At 36.8% G+C, this 16,915-nt stretch carries 18 protein-coding genes; 10 read left to right on the top strand and 8 right to left on the bottom strand.

Annotated features, from left to right (window positions below; genetic code table 11):
- Positions 1–137 precede the first annotated feature (137 nt).
- Complete coding sequence (locus J8L70_RS09125) at positions 138–365, top strand: hypothetical protein (RefSeq protein WP_211055260.1); 228 nt, start codon at positions 138–140, stop codon at positions 363–365.
- A gap of 39 nt (positions 366–404) precedes the next feature.
- Here the strand turns inward: J8L70_RS09125 and J8L70_RS09120 are convergent, their stop codons facing one another.
- Positions 405–1,688 (bottom strand): sodium:proton antiporter, encoded by a 1,284-nt coding sequence (locus J8L70_RS09120; protein ID WP_211055259.1) that lies wholly within the window; start codon positions 1,686–1,688, stop codon positions 405–407.
- Between the two features lie 308 nt (positions 1,689–1,996).
- On the opposite strand from J8L70_RS09120, the gene J8L70_RS09115 reads away from it, so the two are divergent.
- The 3 genes from J8L70_RS09115 to J8L70_RS09105 all read left to right on the top strand — a co-directional run bounded on the left by J8L70_RS09115 (position 1,997) and on the right by J8L70_RS09105 (position 4,927).
- Positions 1,997–3,823 carry an ATP-dependent DNA helicase gene (locus tag J8L70_RS09115; protein ID WP_247664755.1) on the top strand — a complete coding sequence of 609 codons (1,827 nt, stop codon included), beginning with the start codon at positions 1,997–1,999 and terminating at the stop codon, positions 3,821–3,823.
- An 8-nt stretch (positions 3,824–3,831) separates the two neighbouring features.
- The gene (gene tsaB / locus J8L70_RS09110; protein ID WP_211055258.1) at positions 3,832–4,533 is read left to right on the top strand and encodes a tRNA (adenosine(37)-N6)-threonylcarbamoyltransferase complex dimerization subunit type 1 TsaB; all 702 of its coding nucleotides are present in this window, start codon (positions 3,832–3,834) and stop codon (positions 4,531–4,533) included.
- A 67-nt stretch (positions 4,534–4,600) separates the two neighbouring features.
- Positions 4,601–4,927, top strand: a complete 327-nt coding sequence (locus J8L70_RS09105; RefSeq protein WP_211055257.1) for a hypothetical protein — start codon at positions 4,601–4,603, stop codon at positions 4,925–4,927.
- 71 nt (positions 4,928–4,998) lie between these two features.
- Here J8L70_RS09105 and J8L70_RS09100 read toward each other — a convergent pair whose 3' ends face one another.
- Complete coding sequence (locus J8L70_RS09100) at positions 4,999–6,288, bottom strand: alkaline phosphatase (protein WP_211055256.1); 1,290 nt, start codon at positions 6,286–6,288, stop codon at positions 4,999–5,001.
- 163 nt (positions 6,289–6,451) lie between these two features.
- Between J8L70_RS09100 and J8L70_RS09095 the strand changes: the two genes are divergently transcribed.
- The 4 genes from J8L70_RS09095 to J8L70_RS09080 all read left to right on the top strand — a co-directional run bounded on the left by J8L70_RS09095 (position 6,452) and on the right by J8L70_RS09080 (position 10,807).
- Positions 6,452–7,303: an alpha/beta hydrolase gene (locus J8L70_RS09095; RefSeq protein ID WP_211055255.1), complete on the top strand. Its 852-nt coding sequence runs from the start codon at positions 6,452–6,454 to the stop codon at positions 7,301–7,303.
- A gap of 117 nt (positions 7,304–7,420) precedes the next feature.
- Positions 7,421–9,073 carry a long-chain-fatty-acid--CoA ligase FadD gene (fadD, locus tag J8L70_RS09090; protein ID WP_211055254.1) on the top strand — a complete coding sequence of 551 codons (1,653 nt, stop codon included), beginning with the start codon at positions 7,421–7,423 and terminating at the stop codon, positions 9,071–9,073.
- Between the two features lie 51 nt (positions 9,074–9,124).
- Positions 9,125–10,255: a ribonuclease D gene (gene rnd / locus J8L70_RS09085; protein WP_211055253.1), complete on the top strand. Its 1,131-nt coding sequence runs from the start codon at positions 9,125–9,127 to the stop codon at positions 10,253–10,255.
- 30 nt (positions 10,256–10,285) lie between these two features.
- Positions 10,286–10,807: a DUF1697 domain-containing protein gene (locus J8L70_RS09080; RefSeq protein WP_211055252.1), complete on the top strand. Its 522-nt coding sequence runs from the start codon at positions 10,286–10,288 to the stop codon at positions 10,805–10,807.
- Between the two features lie 2 nt (positions 10,808–10,809).
- Here J8L70_RS09080 and J8L70_RS09075 read toward each other — a convergent pair whose 3' ends face one another.
- The 4 genes from J8L70_RS09075 to J8L70_RS09060 all read right to left on the bottom strand — a co-directional run bounded on the left by J8L70_RS09075 (position 10,810) and on the right by J8L70_RS09060 (position 13,278).
- The gene (locus J8L70_RS09075) at positions 10,810–11,418 is read right to left on the bottom strand and encodes a flavin reductase (protein WP_211055251.1); all 609 of its coding nucleotides are present in this window, start codon (positions 11,416–11,418) and stop codon (positions 10,810–10,812) included.
- Between the two features lie 9 nt (positions 11,419–11,427).
- A complete protein-coding gene (locus tag J8L70_RS09070) occupies positions 11,428–12,162 on the bottom strand; it encodes an SDR family NAD(P)-dependent oxidoreductase (protein WP_211055250.1) in 735 nt (244 codons plus the stop codon).
- A complete protein-coding gene (locus tag J8L70_RS09065) occupies positions 12,159–12,527 on the bottom strand; it encodes a DUF393 domain-containing protein (protein WP_211055249.1) in 369 nt (122 codons plus the stop codon). Before J8L70_RS09065 ends, J8L70_RS09070 begins: the two co-directional genes overlap by 4 nt.
- Before the next feature lie 190 nt (positions 12,528–12,717).
- The gene (locus J8L70_RS09060) at positions 12,718–13,278 is read right to left on the bottom strand and encodes a CGNR zinc finger domain-containing protein (RefSeq protein WP_211055248.1); all 561 of its coding nucleotides are present in this window, start codon (positions 13,276–13,278) and stop codon (positions 12,718–12,720) included.
- 161 nt (positions 13,279–13,439) lie between these two features.
- On the opposite strand from J8L70_RS09060, the gene J8L70_RS09055 reads away from it, so the two are divergent.
- The gene (locus tag J8L70_RS09055; RefSeq protein WP_348772146.1) at positions 13,440–14,066 is read left to right on the top strand and encodes a glutathione S-transferase; all 627 of its coding nucleotides are present in this window, start codon (positions 13,440–13,442) and stop codon (positions 14,064–14,066) included.
- Positions 14,067–14,135: 69 nt separating this feature from the next.
- A complete protein-coding gene (locus J8L70_RS09050) occupies positions 14,136–15,761 on the top strand; it encodes an FAD-binding oxidoreductase (RefSeq protein ID WP_211055247.1) in 1,626 nt (541 codons plus the stop codon).
- Between the two features lie 79 nt (positions 15,762–15,840).
- Here the strand turns inward: J8L70_RS09050 and minE are convergent, their stop codons facing one another.
- Both minE and minD read right to left on the bottom strand, forming a co-directional pair.
- A complete protein-coding gene (minE, locus tag J8L70_RS09045) occupies positions 15,841–16,104 on the bottom strand; it encodes a cell division topological specificity factor MinE (protein ID WP_211055246.1) in 264 nt (87 codons plus the stop codon).
- A 1-nt stretch (position 16,105) separates the two neighbouring features.
- Positions 16,106–16,915 (bottom strand): septum site-determining protein MinD, encoded by an 810-nt coding sequence (gene minD, locus J8L70_RS09040; RefSeq protein WP_211055245.1) that lies wholly within the window; start codon positions 16,913–16,915, stop codon positions 16,106–16,108.

Below are 16,915 nucleotides of genomic sequence, written 5' to 3'. Positions count from 1 at the left end.
AAACATATATAACGCGGCTTTGGCAAGCTTTTTTTTAATGTAATTAAAGAATAAGTTATAACGGCCGATTAATTTTATAACTATGCGAAGACGTTGACTAATTATTTTAATCAATAAATAACGGTATAGAGGTTTGTATGGACATAATGATCCCATATTTAGGGCAAATTACGCGCTTAACTGCGCAAAATAAAAGTGTCTTTCAAATTGCCGGAGTGCAAAAGTCTGCGCCTGAAAAACGCCTTATAGATAATAAAAAAAAGCAATGGCTGGACGAACAAAGTAAGCACAATCACAATGAAATTGATAAAGAGTCAGACGATGATGAAAATGCGAGTAAATCGCACTTAGATACATGGGCTTAAAGTAAGTAAAATGTGTTTACTTACTTTAAGCCGGTTTTATTATGTTTTATACTCAGTTGCTTTAATACTGCTTTGGATTAACGGTGAAATAGTTAACCCTTGAACAATAATAGAAAAGATAACGACGACATAAGTAACAATAACAATTAAGTCGTGTAAATCTGTCCCGCCAATAAAAACTTTGTCGTGTGGAATAGCCGCTGCCATAGCCAGTGCTAAGCCACCTCTTAATCCACCCCATGTTAATATTTTTACACTGTGCTTATCGTAAGTACGATAGCGTTTAAAAATGATAAACGGAGTGCCGACACTAATAAATCGCGCTATTAATACCGCAGGTACCATTAATAAGCCAAGTCCAATTTCATTAAATGTAATGGGCATGGTCACGATAAGCATACCGATTATCAAAAATAATAACGCATTTAAAAAGCTGTCAGTGGCATGCCAAAAATCTTTCACGTAGCGGGTATCATCAGGGCCTGATATTTCGGTTGCTTTTGCTCTAGTAATATTGCCCAGTAAAATACCACTGGTCACCATGGCTAATGCACCCGATATATGCCAAAGATTTGCCGCAGCAAAGCCCGCAGAGGGAATTGATAAGGTAATCAGTAAACGAATGTTCACATCACGACTATTTATGATTAAGTAATGCCCGACTAATGCAATCACTAGCCCAAAAGCAATGCCACCTAATGCATCGGTAATAAAGAGTTCGGCAATATCAGTAAAGTTTGCTTGCGTACCATAAAATGCAACGGCAAAAATAGTCGTAAAAATAACTAAACCAATGCCGTCATTAAATAATGATTCACCTTCGACTTGGACCGATATACCCTCAGGTGCTTTCATTTGTTTAATAATGGCAAGTACTGCTATTGGATCGGTAGGGCTAATTAAAGCGCCAAATAATAAACAGTATATAAAAGGCACCGGCCAGCCTAATGCTGAAAAAATATAAAAACTAAGGTAACCAATTATAAAAGTAGAAGTAATGGTGGAAAAAAGAACCAAGGCGGTTATTTCAAAACGCTGTTTTTTTAATGCTAATAGATCAATTTCTAGTGCACCTGCAAACAATAAAAAACCTAACATGCCTTTAAGTAATAGTTCGTTAAAGTTAATACTAGAAACAATCTGTGTCATTGCCAGTGCATGCTGATCGCCAAGCAATTTCACCGCAACAATCAATAATAAAGAGATAATTACAGAGCCAGTTGTAATGGCAATAGTGGTTTGCATTTTAAGTATATATTGATTCGCAAATGCAATAAAAATAGCCAGTGCAGATAAAAAACAAATGAGGTACCACGCATTCATTTATAGAGCCTTAAATAGTGAACGTTGTAAAAATTAAAGAGTCGAGTTTTGGACGCGTGTATGGTACTCCTGCATTAGCGATATGTCACAAGTTTAATGGTGTTTTTTTAGCATCACTGTTTGGCAAAAAAATGCGTTCTATTTAAGGCAATTCAAATAGATTTGTATTTGCGCTTGTGCACTTGCTTGCGTAAAATCGCGTTATTATTATTTTATTTGCGATTGCTGTTATCAAACAACTGTTTAGTGCAACCGGACCTTTAGCTTTAGCATTAACTGGCTATACACCTCGCCAGCCACAAATTGATATGGCTGTTGCTGTCGATACTGCATTAAAAAACAGCTCACAATTAGTGGTTGAAGCCGGTACGGGCACCGGTAAAACCTATGCTTATTTAGCCCCAGCACTTAAATCAAAAGGAAAAACAATTATCTCTACGGGGTCAAAGGCACTGCAAGAGCAGCTTTATCACCGTGATTTACCCCAGTTAGTGAATGCGTTAAAAACCAGTAAAAAAACAGCTTTATTAAAAGGTCGGGCTAACTATTTATGTACGTATCGATTAAATCAACATATTGCTCATGTGCCTACAGACGACAGTGATGTAATGCATCAGCTGGCTATGGTGGCCAAATTTGCAAGTGAAACGCAATCGGGTGATTTGGCTGATTGTGTTGGTATAGAAGAAGACGCCAAAGTGTTGCCTTATGTTAATTCTACGACCGATAACTGTTTAGGCAAAGAATGCCCTGATTTTCAAAGTTGTTATATCCGAAAAGCACGTTTAAATGCTGCACAAGCGGATGTCGTGGTGATAAATCATCATTTGTTTTTTGCCGATATGGCGGTAAAAGACAGTGGCTTTGCTGAGTTAATGCCTACTGCCGACGCGTACATTTTTGATGAAGCACATCAACTAAGTGAAATTGCCAGTGATTATTTTGGCGAAACGGTCAGTACTAAAAAGCTCGTTGATTTAATAAATGATTTAAGAGCAATTTATCGAGCAGATATTCCCGATATGCTGCAATTAGGTAAAAGTTTAAATAAACTCGAAACCAGTACCGCAGATTTACGACTGCAATTTGGGGTGGATGGAAGTCGTGGTGATTGGCGAGAAAAGTTGAGTGATCAACAAATTTGTGCCGCATTGCATCGCGTTATTAGCGATCTAGATTTTGTGTATCAAGTTTTAAAGCTATGTTTAGATAGAAGTGAAAAGATAGAACATCCTTTTGAAAGAGCATTGGCTTTTAAAGGCCAGTTAGAGCGTGTGTTTGATACAGCACAAACGGGTTTTAGTTATTGGTATGAAACCACGCGGCGCTATTTAAGCATTAACATTACCCCGCTAAATGTATCAGCAAAATTTGCACAAATGATGAAAGACACCGGCGCAGGGTTTGTGTTTACCTCTGCGACTTTATCTGTTGATAATGAATTGAGTCACTTTAATGATAGCTTAGGCTTAAAACCAGCCCAAAGCATGATTGTAGATAGTCCGTTTGATTACCCAAATCAGGCTATGTTGTGTTTACCGCGTTATTTACCCGAATCGCACGCTGATAATATGCCCCATGCCATTGTTCGATTAACACTTGAGTTAATTAAATCGGCAAAAGGGCGATGTTTTGTGCTCTTTACCAGTTACCGTATGATGCACATGGTCGCTCAGGGCCTGACAACTCAAATAGATTATCCTGTGTATATGCAGGGGCAAATGTCAAAACGTATTATTTTAGAAAAATTTACCCGTCATGGGAATGCTGTGTTATTAGGTACGGCTTCTTTTTGGGAAGGGGTTGATGTACGTGGTAGTACATTAAGTTGTGTTATTATTGACAAATTGCCTTTTGCAGCACCCGATGACCCTTTATTACAAGCAAAAATGCAAGATTGCCAAATGCAAGGCAAAGACCCATTTGCCCATATTCAATTACCACAAGCAGTGATAGCACTTAAGCAAGGGGTTGGGCGTTTAATTCGTGATAATAAAGATAAAGGCGTATTAGTGATTTGCGATAATCGTTTAGTAACGCGCCAATACGGACAAGTATTTTTAAAAAGCTTACCGCCAATGAAGCGCACACGTAGTTTAGAGCAAGCAAATAAATTTTTACAACAAATTAATTGAGTAACAAAATGATAAAAAGCAATATTTTAGCCCTAGATGCATCAACCGAAGCCCTGTCGATAGTGCTACATGTTAATGGTAAAACATTTCATCATTTTGAAGAGTGTCCACAACAACATAGTCAAAAAATATTACCGCTGATTGATGAGTTGTTGGCAAATGCGCAATGCAAATTGAGCGATCTTGATGTGATTGGATTTGGCCAAGGCCCAGGTAGTTTTACCGGCGTACGTATTAGTGTTGCCATTGCACAAGGTCTAGGTTACGCCGCTAAGTTGCCTTTGGTTGGCGTATCTACTTTAGCAATTATGGCGCAACATGCATTTGAGCAGTGTAATGCAAAGTGTATTTTTCCTGCAATAGATGCACGTATGGGAGAGATATATTTTGCACACTATAAAGTAACAAATGGCTTAGTCGATTTAGTTAACGATGAATGTGTAATTAAACCTGAACTTTTACTTAAAGAAAACGAGTTAGCCGATTTATCAGGTGTTGCTGTCGGTACCGGCTTTAAAAGTTATCCCGATACATTAGATGAGGCTCACGATATTACGATAAATACTGAAATTACATTACCTGATGCAAAGTATATGTTGGCCTTGGTCGATCACGCATTTATAAAGGGGGATGTTGTTAAAGCAAGTGAAGCGCAGCCTAAATATGTACGCGATACCGTCACATGGAAAAAACTACCTGGGCGTGAATAGCCTGTTAAGTTGCAAATTGCTCTTTTTTACAGCATAATTTTATTATGTTTAATTTTGGAGTTGTACAATGACATTACCAATTGGATCGGGTTTTTATACCGGTGATATACCAGGTAAGGTTACTTCTACATCGGTTGCTATTAAAGCTAAACCGTTACTAGAACAAACAACAACCACCGAAATTAACAACCAATTTGTAAAAAATACGCGACAAGGCCAAGAGCAAGCAGAGGCATTTTTTCAAGCAAATAGTGCACAGTCGCAATACAGTAATACAATTTATGACCAACCTAACGCACAAACGAGTAAAGCCATTTCTACTTATACTGAGTTTGCAAACTTAGAGAGGCGCGCTGAGGTTCAAAGCATGATTGGCGTAGATATTTACGCTTAATGCTTAATTGATGTGACAAAAAACCCGGTTATTACACCGGGTTTTTTTATGCTTAAAAATATTTACACGCTTTATTGTTGAATGAAATTGATTAATTTGTCTGCAATGTCAATATTGTTTTGGGCGCCAATAAATTTCTCGCTCCCTTGACCATAAGCGAACACTTGCACATCAACCGCAGTGTGACCCGTAGTTGTCCACCCGGTAAAGCTTTCATTACTAATGATTGACTTTATAGCTAGGTTTAATGCTTTATCGCCCAGTTTTTTAGCTTGTTCAAGCTGCGCCTTATGTACAGGAGTAAATTCTATATTAGTATATTTATTCCATACAGGCGCTAAATCATCAGCGGCTAAAAGTAACTTAGTGAGTTTAACAGCCGACGCTTTTACCCCCTTAACAACGTTTGTATCCCATTTATATTGACCGTGAGCACCTATTGTGAATCCGCCAGTTGAGTGATCGGCTGTAACAACTAAAATGGTATCTGGGTGTTTGTCAATATATTGCTTTGCTACCTTAATAGACTTTGCAAAGTCATCCATTTCAGCCATAGCACAAGCAACATCATTTGCATGGGCACACCAATCAATTTGGCTACCTTCGATCATGGCAAAAAAACCATTTTCGTTCTGATCTTCTAGTAAGTTTAGTGTTTTAGTGGTTAGCTTAGTGAGACGCGTTGGGTTTTCATCAATAGCAAATGGCAAGCCCACTTCAGCATACAAGCCTATCGCTGGTATTTGCGTTAGTTCAGCTAAATTATTAATATTGTCATTGTACTGATAGCCGGCTTGTTTAAATTCAGCAACTAAATTGCGCTCATCACGGGTAAAGTATTTAGTCCCCCCACCTAGCATTAAATCGACAGGTAGCTTACCTGCAATTTTATTATCTATATATTGATCTGCAATAGCATCATAGTTATTACGCGATTCATTGTGAGCTGCAAAACTTGCCGGTGTGGCATGGTTAATTTGAGATGTTGCCACTAAGGCCGTTGTCATACCACGCTCTTTTGCGATTTCTAGCATGGTTTTTACGCTTTTTTTATCGGTATCAACAGCAATTGCACCGTTATAACTTTTATGACCACTACTTAATGCAGTTGCACCGGCGGCGCTGTCTGTCACATAAGTATGATCATCAGGGTAAGTGCGTGCCATACCCGTTAAAATCGTATCGAAAACAGTTGTTTCAATTTCTTTGGTTGCAGGATCATCTTTATAATAACGGTATGCGGTTGTGAATGCGGGGCCCATGCCATCACCTATCATGTATATGACATTCTTTGGCGCTTCATTTGCGTAAATACTCGTAGCCGAGCACAATAACGCTAATAAGCTAAGTTGTTTTTTCATTATTATCCCTTAAAAGTACCTAAAAAATTTAACCGCTGTTATTGTATACCCATCGGCAGATAAATAAATGATATTTATTCTGATTATAATTAATTTACAGTCTATTTTTTATTATATTCACGTGTTTAATAAACAGATATAAGACGAAAAGCAAGGGTATTAAGTGCAGTCTATTAATATTAAAACAGCGCATCTTCAGTTAAGTGGGTTTAAAGCAGGGGAAGGTGACGAAGTCGTTATTGCACTTCATGGTTGGTTAGATAACTGTCACAGTTTTTTACCTATGCTCTGTGATAAAGCGCTGACACATACTTGGTATTGCTTTGATTTAGCTGGACATGGTTTATCGTCTTGGCGTGGCGTTGATGCACAGTATCATTTTGTTGATTATGTTGATGACTTATATAATTTAATTAAAACATTAGGCTATAAAAAAGTTCATTTGGTTGGGCATTCGATGGGGGCAATGGTAGCCGGATTGTTTGCAAGTAGTTTTAATGAATATGTAAAGTCAGTGACCTTTATAGAAGGTTTTGCTTTGATCACATCTGAAGAACATGAAACTGCCATACAATTAAAACAATCAATACTTAGTAGAAAACGAGCGAATGAAAAAGCACTAAAAACTTATGAAAATGAAAAAATGATTCACTTGGCGCGTGCTCTAAATAGTGATTTAACACTTGAGCAAATTGAGTTACTGATGCAGCGAAACATAAAATCAGTGGCTGGTGGTTTTAGCTTAACGACAGATCCAAAGCTTAAAAATAAATCAGCTTTTCGTTTTAGTAAGGCGCAATGTATTGGTGCAATAAAAGATTTCTCTGCACCATGTCAGTTAATATTGGGCCATAATGGCTATGATTTTGTAAAGCAAAACTTTGAACAGTACGGTAATTATTACAATAACTTAACTGTGAAAAAAGTTAATGGAGGACATCATTGCCATATCCAAAGTAGTGAACTATGTTATGAACATGTTCATGCCTTTATCGTGCAAAATAGTGCACCTTAATTGTAAATTGACGGTAAATATGGGATTATTCTTCGATTAGAGTATTTGCTCAATTGCACGAACTACCTTACTGACAACACTAAGGTTAAAAAACTATAAATAAAATAGGAGCTAAGTGTGGAAAAAATCTGGCTTAAACGATACCCCGAGGGTATGCCCGAAACAATCGACCCTGAGCATTACAACTCATTATTAGAAGTATTTGAAAAATGCTTTGATGAATACACACAATTACCCGCTTTCACCAATATGGGTAAAACACTCAGTTATCAAGAAATAGACGACGCGACAAAAAAAGTTGCATCATATTTACAGCATGATTTAGGGCTTAAAAAAGGCGACAAAGTTGCTGTTATGATGCCTAACTTGTTACAAACACCTATTACCATTTTGGGTGTTTTGCGAGCGGGTTGCGTTGTGGTTAACGTTAACCCACTTTACACCGTACGTGAGCTTGAGCATCAATTAAAGGATTCAGATACTTCTGCTATTTTCATCTTAGCTAATTTTGCTGTCACACTTGAAAAAGCATTAGCTAAAACAGATGTTAAACATATCGTAGTCACCGAAGTTGGCGATATGGTAGGGAGTATTAAAAAGCATATCGTTAATTTCGTTGTTAAATACGTGAAAAAAATGGTGCCTGAATTTAATTTACCTAACACCATTAAATTTTCTGACGTGCTTAAAGCCGATGCCAATAAGTACGAAAGACCTGATATAAATTTATCCGATCTTGCTTTTTTACAATACACGGGTGGTACAACCGGTGTATCTAAAGGTGCAATGCTAAGTCATGGCAATATGGTGGGTAATTTAGAGCAAGTATCTGGCTGTTTAGATAATGTACTCGAACGTGGTAAAGAAGTAGTGGTAACAGCGTTGCCTCTTTATCATATCTTTGCGTTAACAGCGAATTGCTTAACCTTTATGAAATACGGGGGATTAAACTTATTAATCACAAACCCTCGCGATATGCCTGGCTTTGTAAAAGAGTTAGGTCAACATAAATTTACCGCAATTACTGGTGTTAACACTTTGTTTAATGGTTTATTAAATACGCCAGATTTTGACACACTTGATTTTAGCCATCTTAAAATGTCGTTAGGCGGGGGGATGGCAGTACAACGTCCCGTTGCCGAAAAATGGCAACAAGTAACGGGTGTTAAACTCATGGAAGGTTATGGTTTAACTGAATGCGCCCCATTAGTAACGATTAGCCCTTATGATTTAGACGCCTATAATGGTTCAATTGGTTTACCTGCTCCTTCAACAGAATTAAAGCTGATGCTTGAAAATGGTGAAGAGGCTGCAAAAGGTGAGCCTGGCGAGTTATGGGTAAAAGGTCCTCAAGTTATGGTCGGTTATTATAATCGACCTGATGCAACTGATGAGTGTTTAACAGATGGTTGGTTTGCAACGGGTGATATTGCAACTTATGATGATGAAGGCTTCTTTTATATTGTAGATCGTAAAAAAGATATGATCATTGTATCTGGCTTTAATGTATTTCCTAATGAAATAGAAGAAGTTGTCGCAATGCATGAAGGGGTATTAGAGGTTGCGGCCATTGGTGTACCTCATGATGTGAGTGGTGAACAAGTTAAAGTTTTTGTTGTGAAAAAAGATCAATCTTTAACTGAAAAAGATATAATAAAACATTGTCGTGATAATCTAACTAATTATAAGGTCCCTAAACTGGTTGAGTTTAGAGATGAGTTACCTAAAACAAACGTAGGTAAAATACTCAGAAGAGCCTTAAAAGATTAGTATTTAAAAAAAGCCGACAACCATGTCGGCTTTTTTATTGTAGGAGACTAAGTGCAGTATCAATTGATTGAAAACCAAAACCAGCTAAATAGTTTTGTTGAAAAAATAAAAAATAAGCCCATTTTAGCCATAGATACTGAATTTATGCGTAGGCGCACTCTCTACCCAGAAGTGGCACTAATACAAGTGTTTGATGGTGAGCATTTAGCATTAATTGATCCCCTTGCTGAGCTATCGTTATTTGATTTTTGGCAAATATTAAAAGACCCCAATGTATTAAAAGTATTGCACTCGCCCTCAGAGGATATTGAGGTATTTCAAAAATACGCAGGTTTTGTTCCTGCGCCATTGTTTGATACACAGTTTGCTTTACAGCTATTAGGCGAAGGCAATTGCATGGGTTTTGCGTTAATGGTTAACAAATTACTTGATGTTGAAATTGATAAAAGCGAATCAAGAACCAATTGGTTACAACGCCCATTAACTGAAAAACAACTTGATTATGCCGCAGCCGATACTTATTACCTACTACCATGCTTTGAACAAATAATAGAAAAAATTAATCATGCTGGGTTTTTTGATATTGTCATTAATGAAAGTTGCTTGGTTGCTAATAAACGCGCCTTTTCATTGCCTGATAGTGAAATTTACAAAGATATAAAAAATGCTTGGCAGCTAAAACCTCATGAACTTGTGGTATTAAAAGAGCTTGCTGCATGGCGGAAAAACAAAGCGATAAGAAAAAATTTAGCATTAAATTTTGTACTTAAAGAGCACAACTTAGTTGAAATTGCAAAACGGGCACCTTCAAGTTTAAACTCGTTAAGACAAATCCCGGGTGTTGAATCAATGGAAATTAATCGTTCAGGTATTGAAATTTTAAAATGCATTGATCGAGCGAAAGCAATCGACCCTGAAAATTTCCCTGCACAGCTTAAGCGCCTTATTGATTTTGTTAATTATAAAAAAGTAGCAAAAGAAGTCAGACAAAAAATCACTAAAGTTGCCAAAGAGCATGACATACCTGAAGATGTTATGGCCTCTAAAAAGCAAATAAATCAATTGTTAAGCTGGAATTGGAAATTAACTCCCGCACAAAGAGAGAACCATATTAAGCCTGATTTATTAAGTTCTTGGCGCTATAAGTATGTTAAAGATGTATTGAGTGAATGGGATACTTAACCAACTCGATAAGCTAAATAAGGAAATGAGATGGAAAAATTTATATTACTGTTTAGAGGTATAAATGTGGGTGGTAACAACATTTTACCCATGAAGCAACTTGTAGGTTTGCTTCAAAGTGCAGGGTTTAACACTGTATCTTCATACATTCAAAGCGGTAATATTGTTTTACAAAGTCAGAATAACCCACTAGAGAAAGTAAAAAAAATAGTGGCTGAAAACTTTGGTTTTTCCCCTTCGATATTTTTATTTACTGAAGAAGAATTTTTGCGAAATAGTGTACAAAACCCTTTTTCGGATCACGAGCCTAAGTCAGTACACTTATACTTTTGTGATACCCGTATAAGTGTAAATATTGATTTATTAAACAAATATATAGCCGAAACAGAAAACTACTCGGTTATAGATAATGTCTTTTATTTATATGCGCCGCAAGGGATCGGCCGTTCAAAATTAGTAAAAAACATTGCTCAATGTTTATCGCAAACGACCACTGGGCGTAACTTAAACACGGTAAATAAACTCAAGCACATGTTAAGTCAAATAGAATGATGCTATTTTTTTGCATACGGTAAGCGCGCTAATTTTTCGGTGCTGTGGTAACAATCTAATCCGCTTAGTGCAACTGTGTCTATCGCTTGTAAGTTTACAAAACCATCGTCATCAATTGCTTTATCATCAACATGAATCTCAACGATTAAACCAATGACAAGTTGGGTATCATTAACAGATAAACATTGGTTTTCGACTAACTTCACACCATACTTTAATCGACTTTGTTTTACATAAGGGGCATTTAAACCGCCTAAGTATTGTTTAGTTAATCCTGTATTATCAAACTCAGATTCGAATTTATCGTATCGTGCAGAAGTTTGGTGAGCTTGTTTATAAATATCTCCATTTACCTGATTTATTGTATAAAACCCAGTTTCAATAATATTTTCAAGGGTGTGTCGTGGTGAACTGTGAGGTCGAATTATCATTCCTACCAAAGGAGGGTGTGCGCCTAAATGAAACACTGAGCTGACTATTGCTAGGTTAGTATTTCCGAATAAATCTTGAGTACCAATTAGATTCGCACTTTTAAAACCCGACAACGAGTTTATTAAATGTGTTCTGTATTTCTTTTCTAACTTACTTATAGACTCAGTATTAAATATCATTGTTTTCCTTTACCAGCTTATGGGTTGACCATTGAAATCGATATAAGCTGGGTTGTTTGAATCAGCTTGAGACGATAAATTTTGTAATTGAGCGAACAGACTCTGCGCAACAAAGTCCGGTGTTAACAGGTTTTCTTTATTTATATTCTTTTGAAATGGTTTTGATAGTTTCGTATCCGTTGTCCCTGGGTGAAATAATACAAGCTGTGTGTTTTTAGCTCTTCGTGTTATTTCTATTGCAGCTGTTTTAAAAAGCATATTAAGTGCAGCTTTACTTGCCCTGTAGCTATACCAGCCGCCAAGCTGATTATCATTAATACTGCCTATTCGGGCACTTAAAGCCGTTATTGTGCACGGTGTGTTATGAGATAATAATGGCAGTATTGCTTGAATACATAAAATTGGCGTTAAACTGTTAGCCTTCATTAAGGTGTTGAAGTAATTGGCATCAATGTCTTCAATTTTCTTTTCTGGTGCATGGTTGTCATAATGCAATAGACCATTAAAAACAATAACTTGGTTTAAGCTGGTAACTATAGTTTTAAGTTTATTGGTGATTTTCTTTAAGCTTTGTTCAGAGTAGTCACAATAAAGGCTTGTTACTTTTATAGGTAAATCAGCGAAATCATTGGGTTTGCTACTAATACAAATTACATGACTAAGTGGCTTGGTTTTAGCTAAATACCGTACATAACTTTTTGCAATGTCACTGCTGGTGCCAAATAGTACATAGGTTAAACTCATCTTTTTAAACCACATGAAGAGCGACAAAAAATTCCCACGATAGGTTGACGATATTTAGCAAAAAGCCAGTACCCAATATCTGCAAAAATATTAATTAGTGGAAGCTTTAAAATGTTAAGCCATTTGTGCTTACCTACCGTTGCCCATGCTTTTATTGTGACATCTAAGCCATAAAGCATTTCGCCTTCATTGGTTTGCCCGTGTAAAAACCGCAATGCATCTTCACGTTTAATATAATTAAAACGCTGTTCGAAGTCTGGAGCGTTAATGTCTTCTAAAACAATGTTGTTGTTATAATCAGCTTGTTTAAGTTTTCTCATTTCTGTTGAGCACAATGGACAGTTCCCATCATAAAAAACAATCATTTCTCTAACCAACTTAATTAATAATATTAGCTATACGTTGAAATTGATTTAAACGATTACTTTTAAATAATAAATTATTACTTTTATTGTTTTAGCGGTTTACAGGCTTTTGTTTGACTTAGAAAAGAGGCACTACGTGCGCTTGAGATTATCATTATAGTTATAATGATAATCATCAAGGAGTGAAACGTTATGAGAGTTGTTTTTTATAGTGTTTGGCAGCTTTTGCACGGTTTCCGCATATTTCCATACTACACCATCGTCTTTTTTTTGTACGAGAGGTATCTAAAAACATTAAAACACAGTGTGGATTACTACAATTTTTTATGTTTTTAACTTGATCACTGCATAGTAATTTAGCGCATTCATAGGCAAGTTTACCAAGGAGTGATTCGATTGTGTGTGCACAACGCTCATGTGTTAGGTTAAATGAATTTTGTGCTTTATTGAACGTTAGTAGGTTATTAGGCCTATGTTTACTGATGTATTCGTTTATTTTTGCAATATCATCTTGGTTGTTACTTGCATTTAAGCAGTTATATATACATTGTCTTAGCTCAATGACAGACGCTAATTCATCAGATGTTATGTCTTTATCTAATTCATAATCCACACTTTCACACCAACTTTTAAGATCTTCTTGCGTACTTAGTAATTCAACTAAAAGAGCGTCTTCCATTATTTGTGTATTTACAAAGTCGATGACGATGTGATTGCCAACGAGGACAAAGTTGTTATTTGTAGTTTTCATATAACCACTATAAATCATTTGACAGGTTAGATAAACCTCTTTAGCATACTAACCACTCTAATGGGTTAATAGTGGTTAGGTGTTTTGTTGATGTGTATTAAAAACACACTAATTGAGTATTAATTCACTTTATTTCGCATTCAAATAAATAGGTACTTTTTGTGGTCAATAAAATAAAGTTATATAGGAACCCTAAATCAGGTCATTGTCATCGGGTTGAACTCATGTTGGCATTACTAAACTTGCCTTATCAAACTATTGATCTTGATATGGAAAATGCAGAGCATAAAAAAGCAGCGTATTTAAAAATAAGCCCATTTGGGCTAGTGCCAGCAATTGATGACGAGGGTTTTACATTATCAGATAGCAATGCAATTTTGATTTACCTTGTACAAAAATATGCACCTAACTCACAGTGGTTACCGTGTGATGCTAAATCTGCTGCAAATGTTCAGCGTTGGCTTTCGATTGCTGCAGACAATATTTATTCAGGTCCATGTGCGGCCCGTTTAGTAACATTGTTTGGCGCACCGTTGGATCATGCTGGCGCAGTTAAAAAATCACATGATTTATTGATTATGATGGAAGCCTATTTAGAAAATCGCCAGTGGTTAGTGCAAACGCATATTACAATTGCCGATGTTGCAGCATATAGTTATATAGCACATGCGCCAGAGGGAGGTGTTTCGCTAAAAGCATACCCTAATATTCGTGCTTGGATAGGGCGTATAGAGCAATTACCAAATTTTGTTCCTATGATACCTTCAGCACATGTTGAATTAAGTTAACGCTTAGGCACGGTTAATTAAAGTAAGGTTCAACCTTCATTAAATCGATAGTATAAAAGAGTAGGCTGCATGAAAATCTCACAAACCCCATCTCCTTTTCATAAAGGGGAGATACTTGCTCAAAAACGAGCTGGTGCGAATGATATAGCGCAATGGGCCGGTGATTTCATTCGTGATTATTTGCCTGAGCAACACCGTGATTTTTATACTCATTTACCGTTTTTAATTGTCTGTGGCAGTGATAATCAGCGTAATGTATGGATAACGCTAATTGAAGGAGATGAAGACTTTATTCAATCTCCTAACAAACATTTAATAACATTATCAGCGAAGATAAATGATGATGACCCTTTAAAACTTAGTTTTTCCGATGGTAGTCATATTGGTGTATTGGGGATTGAGCTGCAAAATAGACGCAGAAATAGGTTCAGTGGGTTTATAAAAGCCCTAAATACAGGGTATGAGATAAAAATAGGCCAAACCTTTGGGAATTGTCCGCAATATATCCATCCACGAAACTGGACGCGTGAGTTCACCGAAAAGCCATTACCTGCAATATCTAGTCATGAATTGAGTAACGAGCAGCAACGTTTTATAACCCATGCCGATACCGTATTTATAGGCTCTGGGCAGTTAAATGAATCTGAGCCATTATCAAGCGGGTTTGATGCCTCTCATCGTGGCGGCGAGCCGGGCTTTGTTAAAGTAATGACAAAAACCAGACTCTATTTACCAGATTATTCGGGAAATAATTTTTTTAATACGATTGGTAATATTATCAGTGATGGCCGTATCGCCTTAGTGTTTATTGACTTTGAAACTGGAGGTTTACTGCATATATCAGGTCATGCCAAGATAGATTGGGAGCCTGTTAATCCCCACGACAGTGCTGCTAAACGAATGATAATTATAGATATTGTTAATGTAATTGAACGTCCTAACGCCCTTTCTCTGCGCTGGCAAAAACAAGATGATCAATTATTAAATTTAAAATTAATAAAGCGAGAAGAAGAATCAGCAAATATTACGTCATTTTATTTTTCTACTGTAGATAATACACCACTAGCGCCTTATGCGGGTGGGCAGCATTTACCGATTGAGATACAAATCCCCGGACAAATGGGGTTATCTAAACGCAGCTATTCTTTATCTTCAGGTTATGATGATGGCCAATATTATCGAATTAGTGTTAAACGCGAAGAAATGGGCGTGGTATCTCGTTTTTTACATGATCAATTTAATACCGGCGAGACTCTAAAAGCAGGGCGTCCGACTGGCAGTTTTGTGATAGATAATGTAGACACACCCATTGTATTAATTAGCGCAGGGGTTGGTTTTACCCCGCTGTTGTCTATGTTACAAAGTTTAGTAGAGCAAACTGAAAAACCGGTTTGGTATGTTCATGGAACACAAAATAGCCATACTCATGCGTTACATCACGAAGTAAAAAATATTACTGAGCAATATAATCACTTTAATCATGTTACTTTTTATAGTAAACCTCTGGGTAATGATAAATTGGGGAAAGACTATAATGAAACCGGACGCATAAATGCCCATTATTTAATTAATTTGTGTAAAGCGAGCAATACACAATATTTTTTATGTGGTACTTATGGGTTTATGGCTGAAATCCGCCAGAACTTAGAGTCTTTAGGCGTGTTAGAAACTCACATCCACTATGAAAGCTTTTAAATCAGTCATTTTTTAACTAGACACTAAAAAGCCCATAATTAATTATGGGCTTTTAACTTACCAGTGTATTGGATAAAGCTTATTTAGGCTCTTCGTCTGGTAATGTAACGTTTAGTTCGAGTACGGCTAAGTCATCTTCATTTTGATCAAACTGTACTTGAACAGCCTCAGTACTTACGTTAACGTACTTACGGATCACATCTAATATATCTTGCTTTAATTGTGGCAAATAATCAGGTGTTCCTCGCTGCGAACGTTCATGTGCAACAATAATTTGCAGACGTTCTTTTGCTAGCGAAGCTGTGTTCTTTTTCTCAGAACGGAAATAATCAAGTAGTGACACATTAACCTCCAAATATCCGTTTTAGTAAGCCTTTTTTCTCTACGTCTAAAAAGCGAAAATCGACAGTTTCTCCAAGTAATCTATTGATGGCATCTGCGTAGGCTTGTCCTGCGTCAGAGTCTGCATCTAAAATTACAGGTTGGCCCGAGTTTGAAGCACTTAATACTGCTTGTGATTCTGGTATAACACCAAGTAGTTCAATCGAAAGAATATCTTGTACGTCTTCAACAGAAAGCATTTCACCTTTTTCGACACGCTCAGGATTGTAACGAGTTAATAAAAGGTGCTCTTTTATATTTTCTAACCCTTCTTCAGCACGTTTAGATTTACTATGCAAAATACCTAAAATACGATCTGAATCACGCACAGAAGATACTTCTGGGTTAGTGGTTACAATTGCTTCGTCAGCAAAATACATCGCCATCATTGCGCCGGCTTCGATACCTGCAGGCGAATCACATACGATGTAATCAAAATCTTCTTTTAATTCGTTTAATACACGCTCTACACCGTCGCGAGTTAATGCGTCTTTATCGCGAGTTTGTGAAGCGGGTAATAAAAATAACTTTTCAACGCGCTTATCTTTGATAAGTGCCTGATTTAAGTTTGCTTCGCCATTGATGACATTAACAAAATCATAAACAACTCTGCGCTCGCAACCCATTATTAAGTCTAAGTTACGTAGTCCAATATCAAAGTCGATAATGACTGTTTTATAGCCTTTTAAAGCTAAACCGGTGCCTATTGCAGCACTTGATGTTGTTTTACCAACACCGCCTTTACCTGACGTTACGACAATTACTTTTGCCAT

Source organism: Pseudoalteromonas sp. MMG010 (assembly GCF_018100905.1).
Taxonomy (GTDB): domain Bacteria; phylum Pseudomonadota; class Gammaproteobacteria; order Enterobacterales; family Alteromonadaceae; genus Pseudoalteromonas.
Note: the sequence above shows the minus strand (reverse complement) of the source record. Positions and strands in the feature narration are given on the sequence as shown.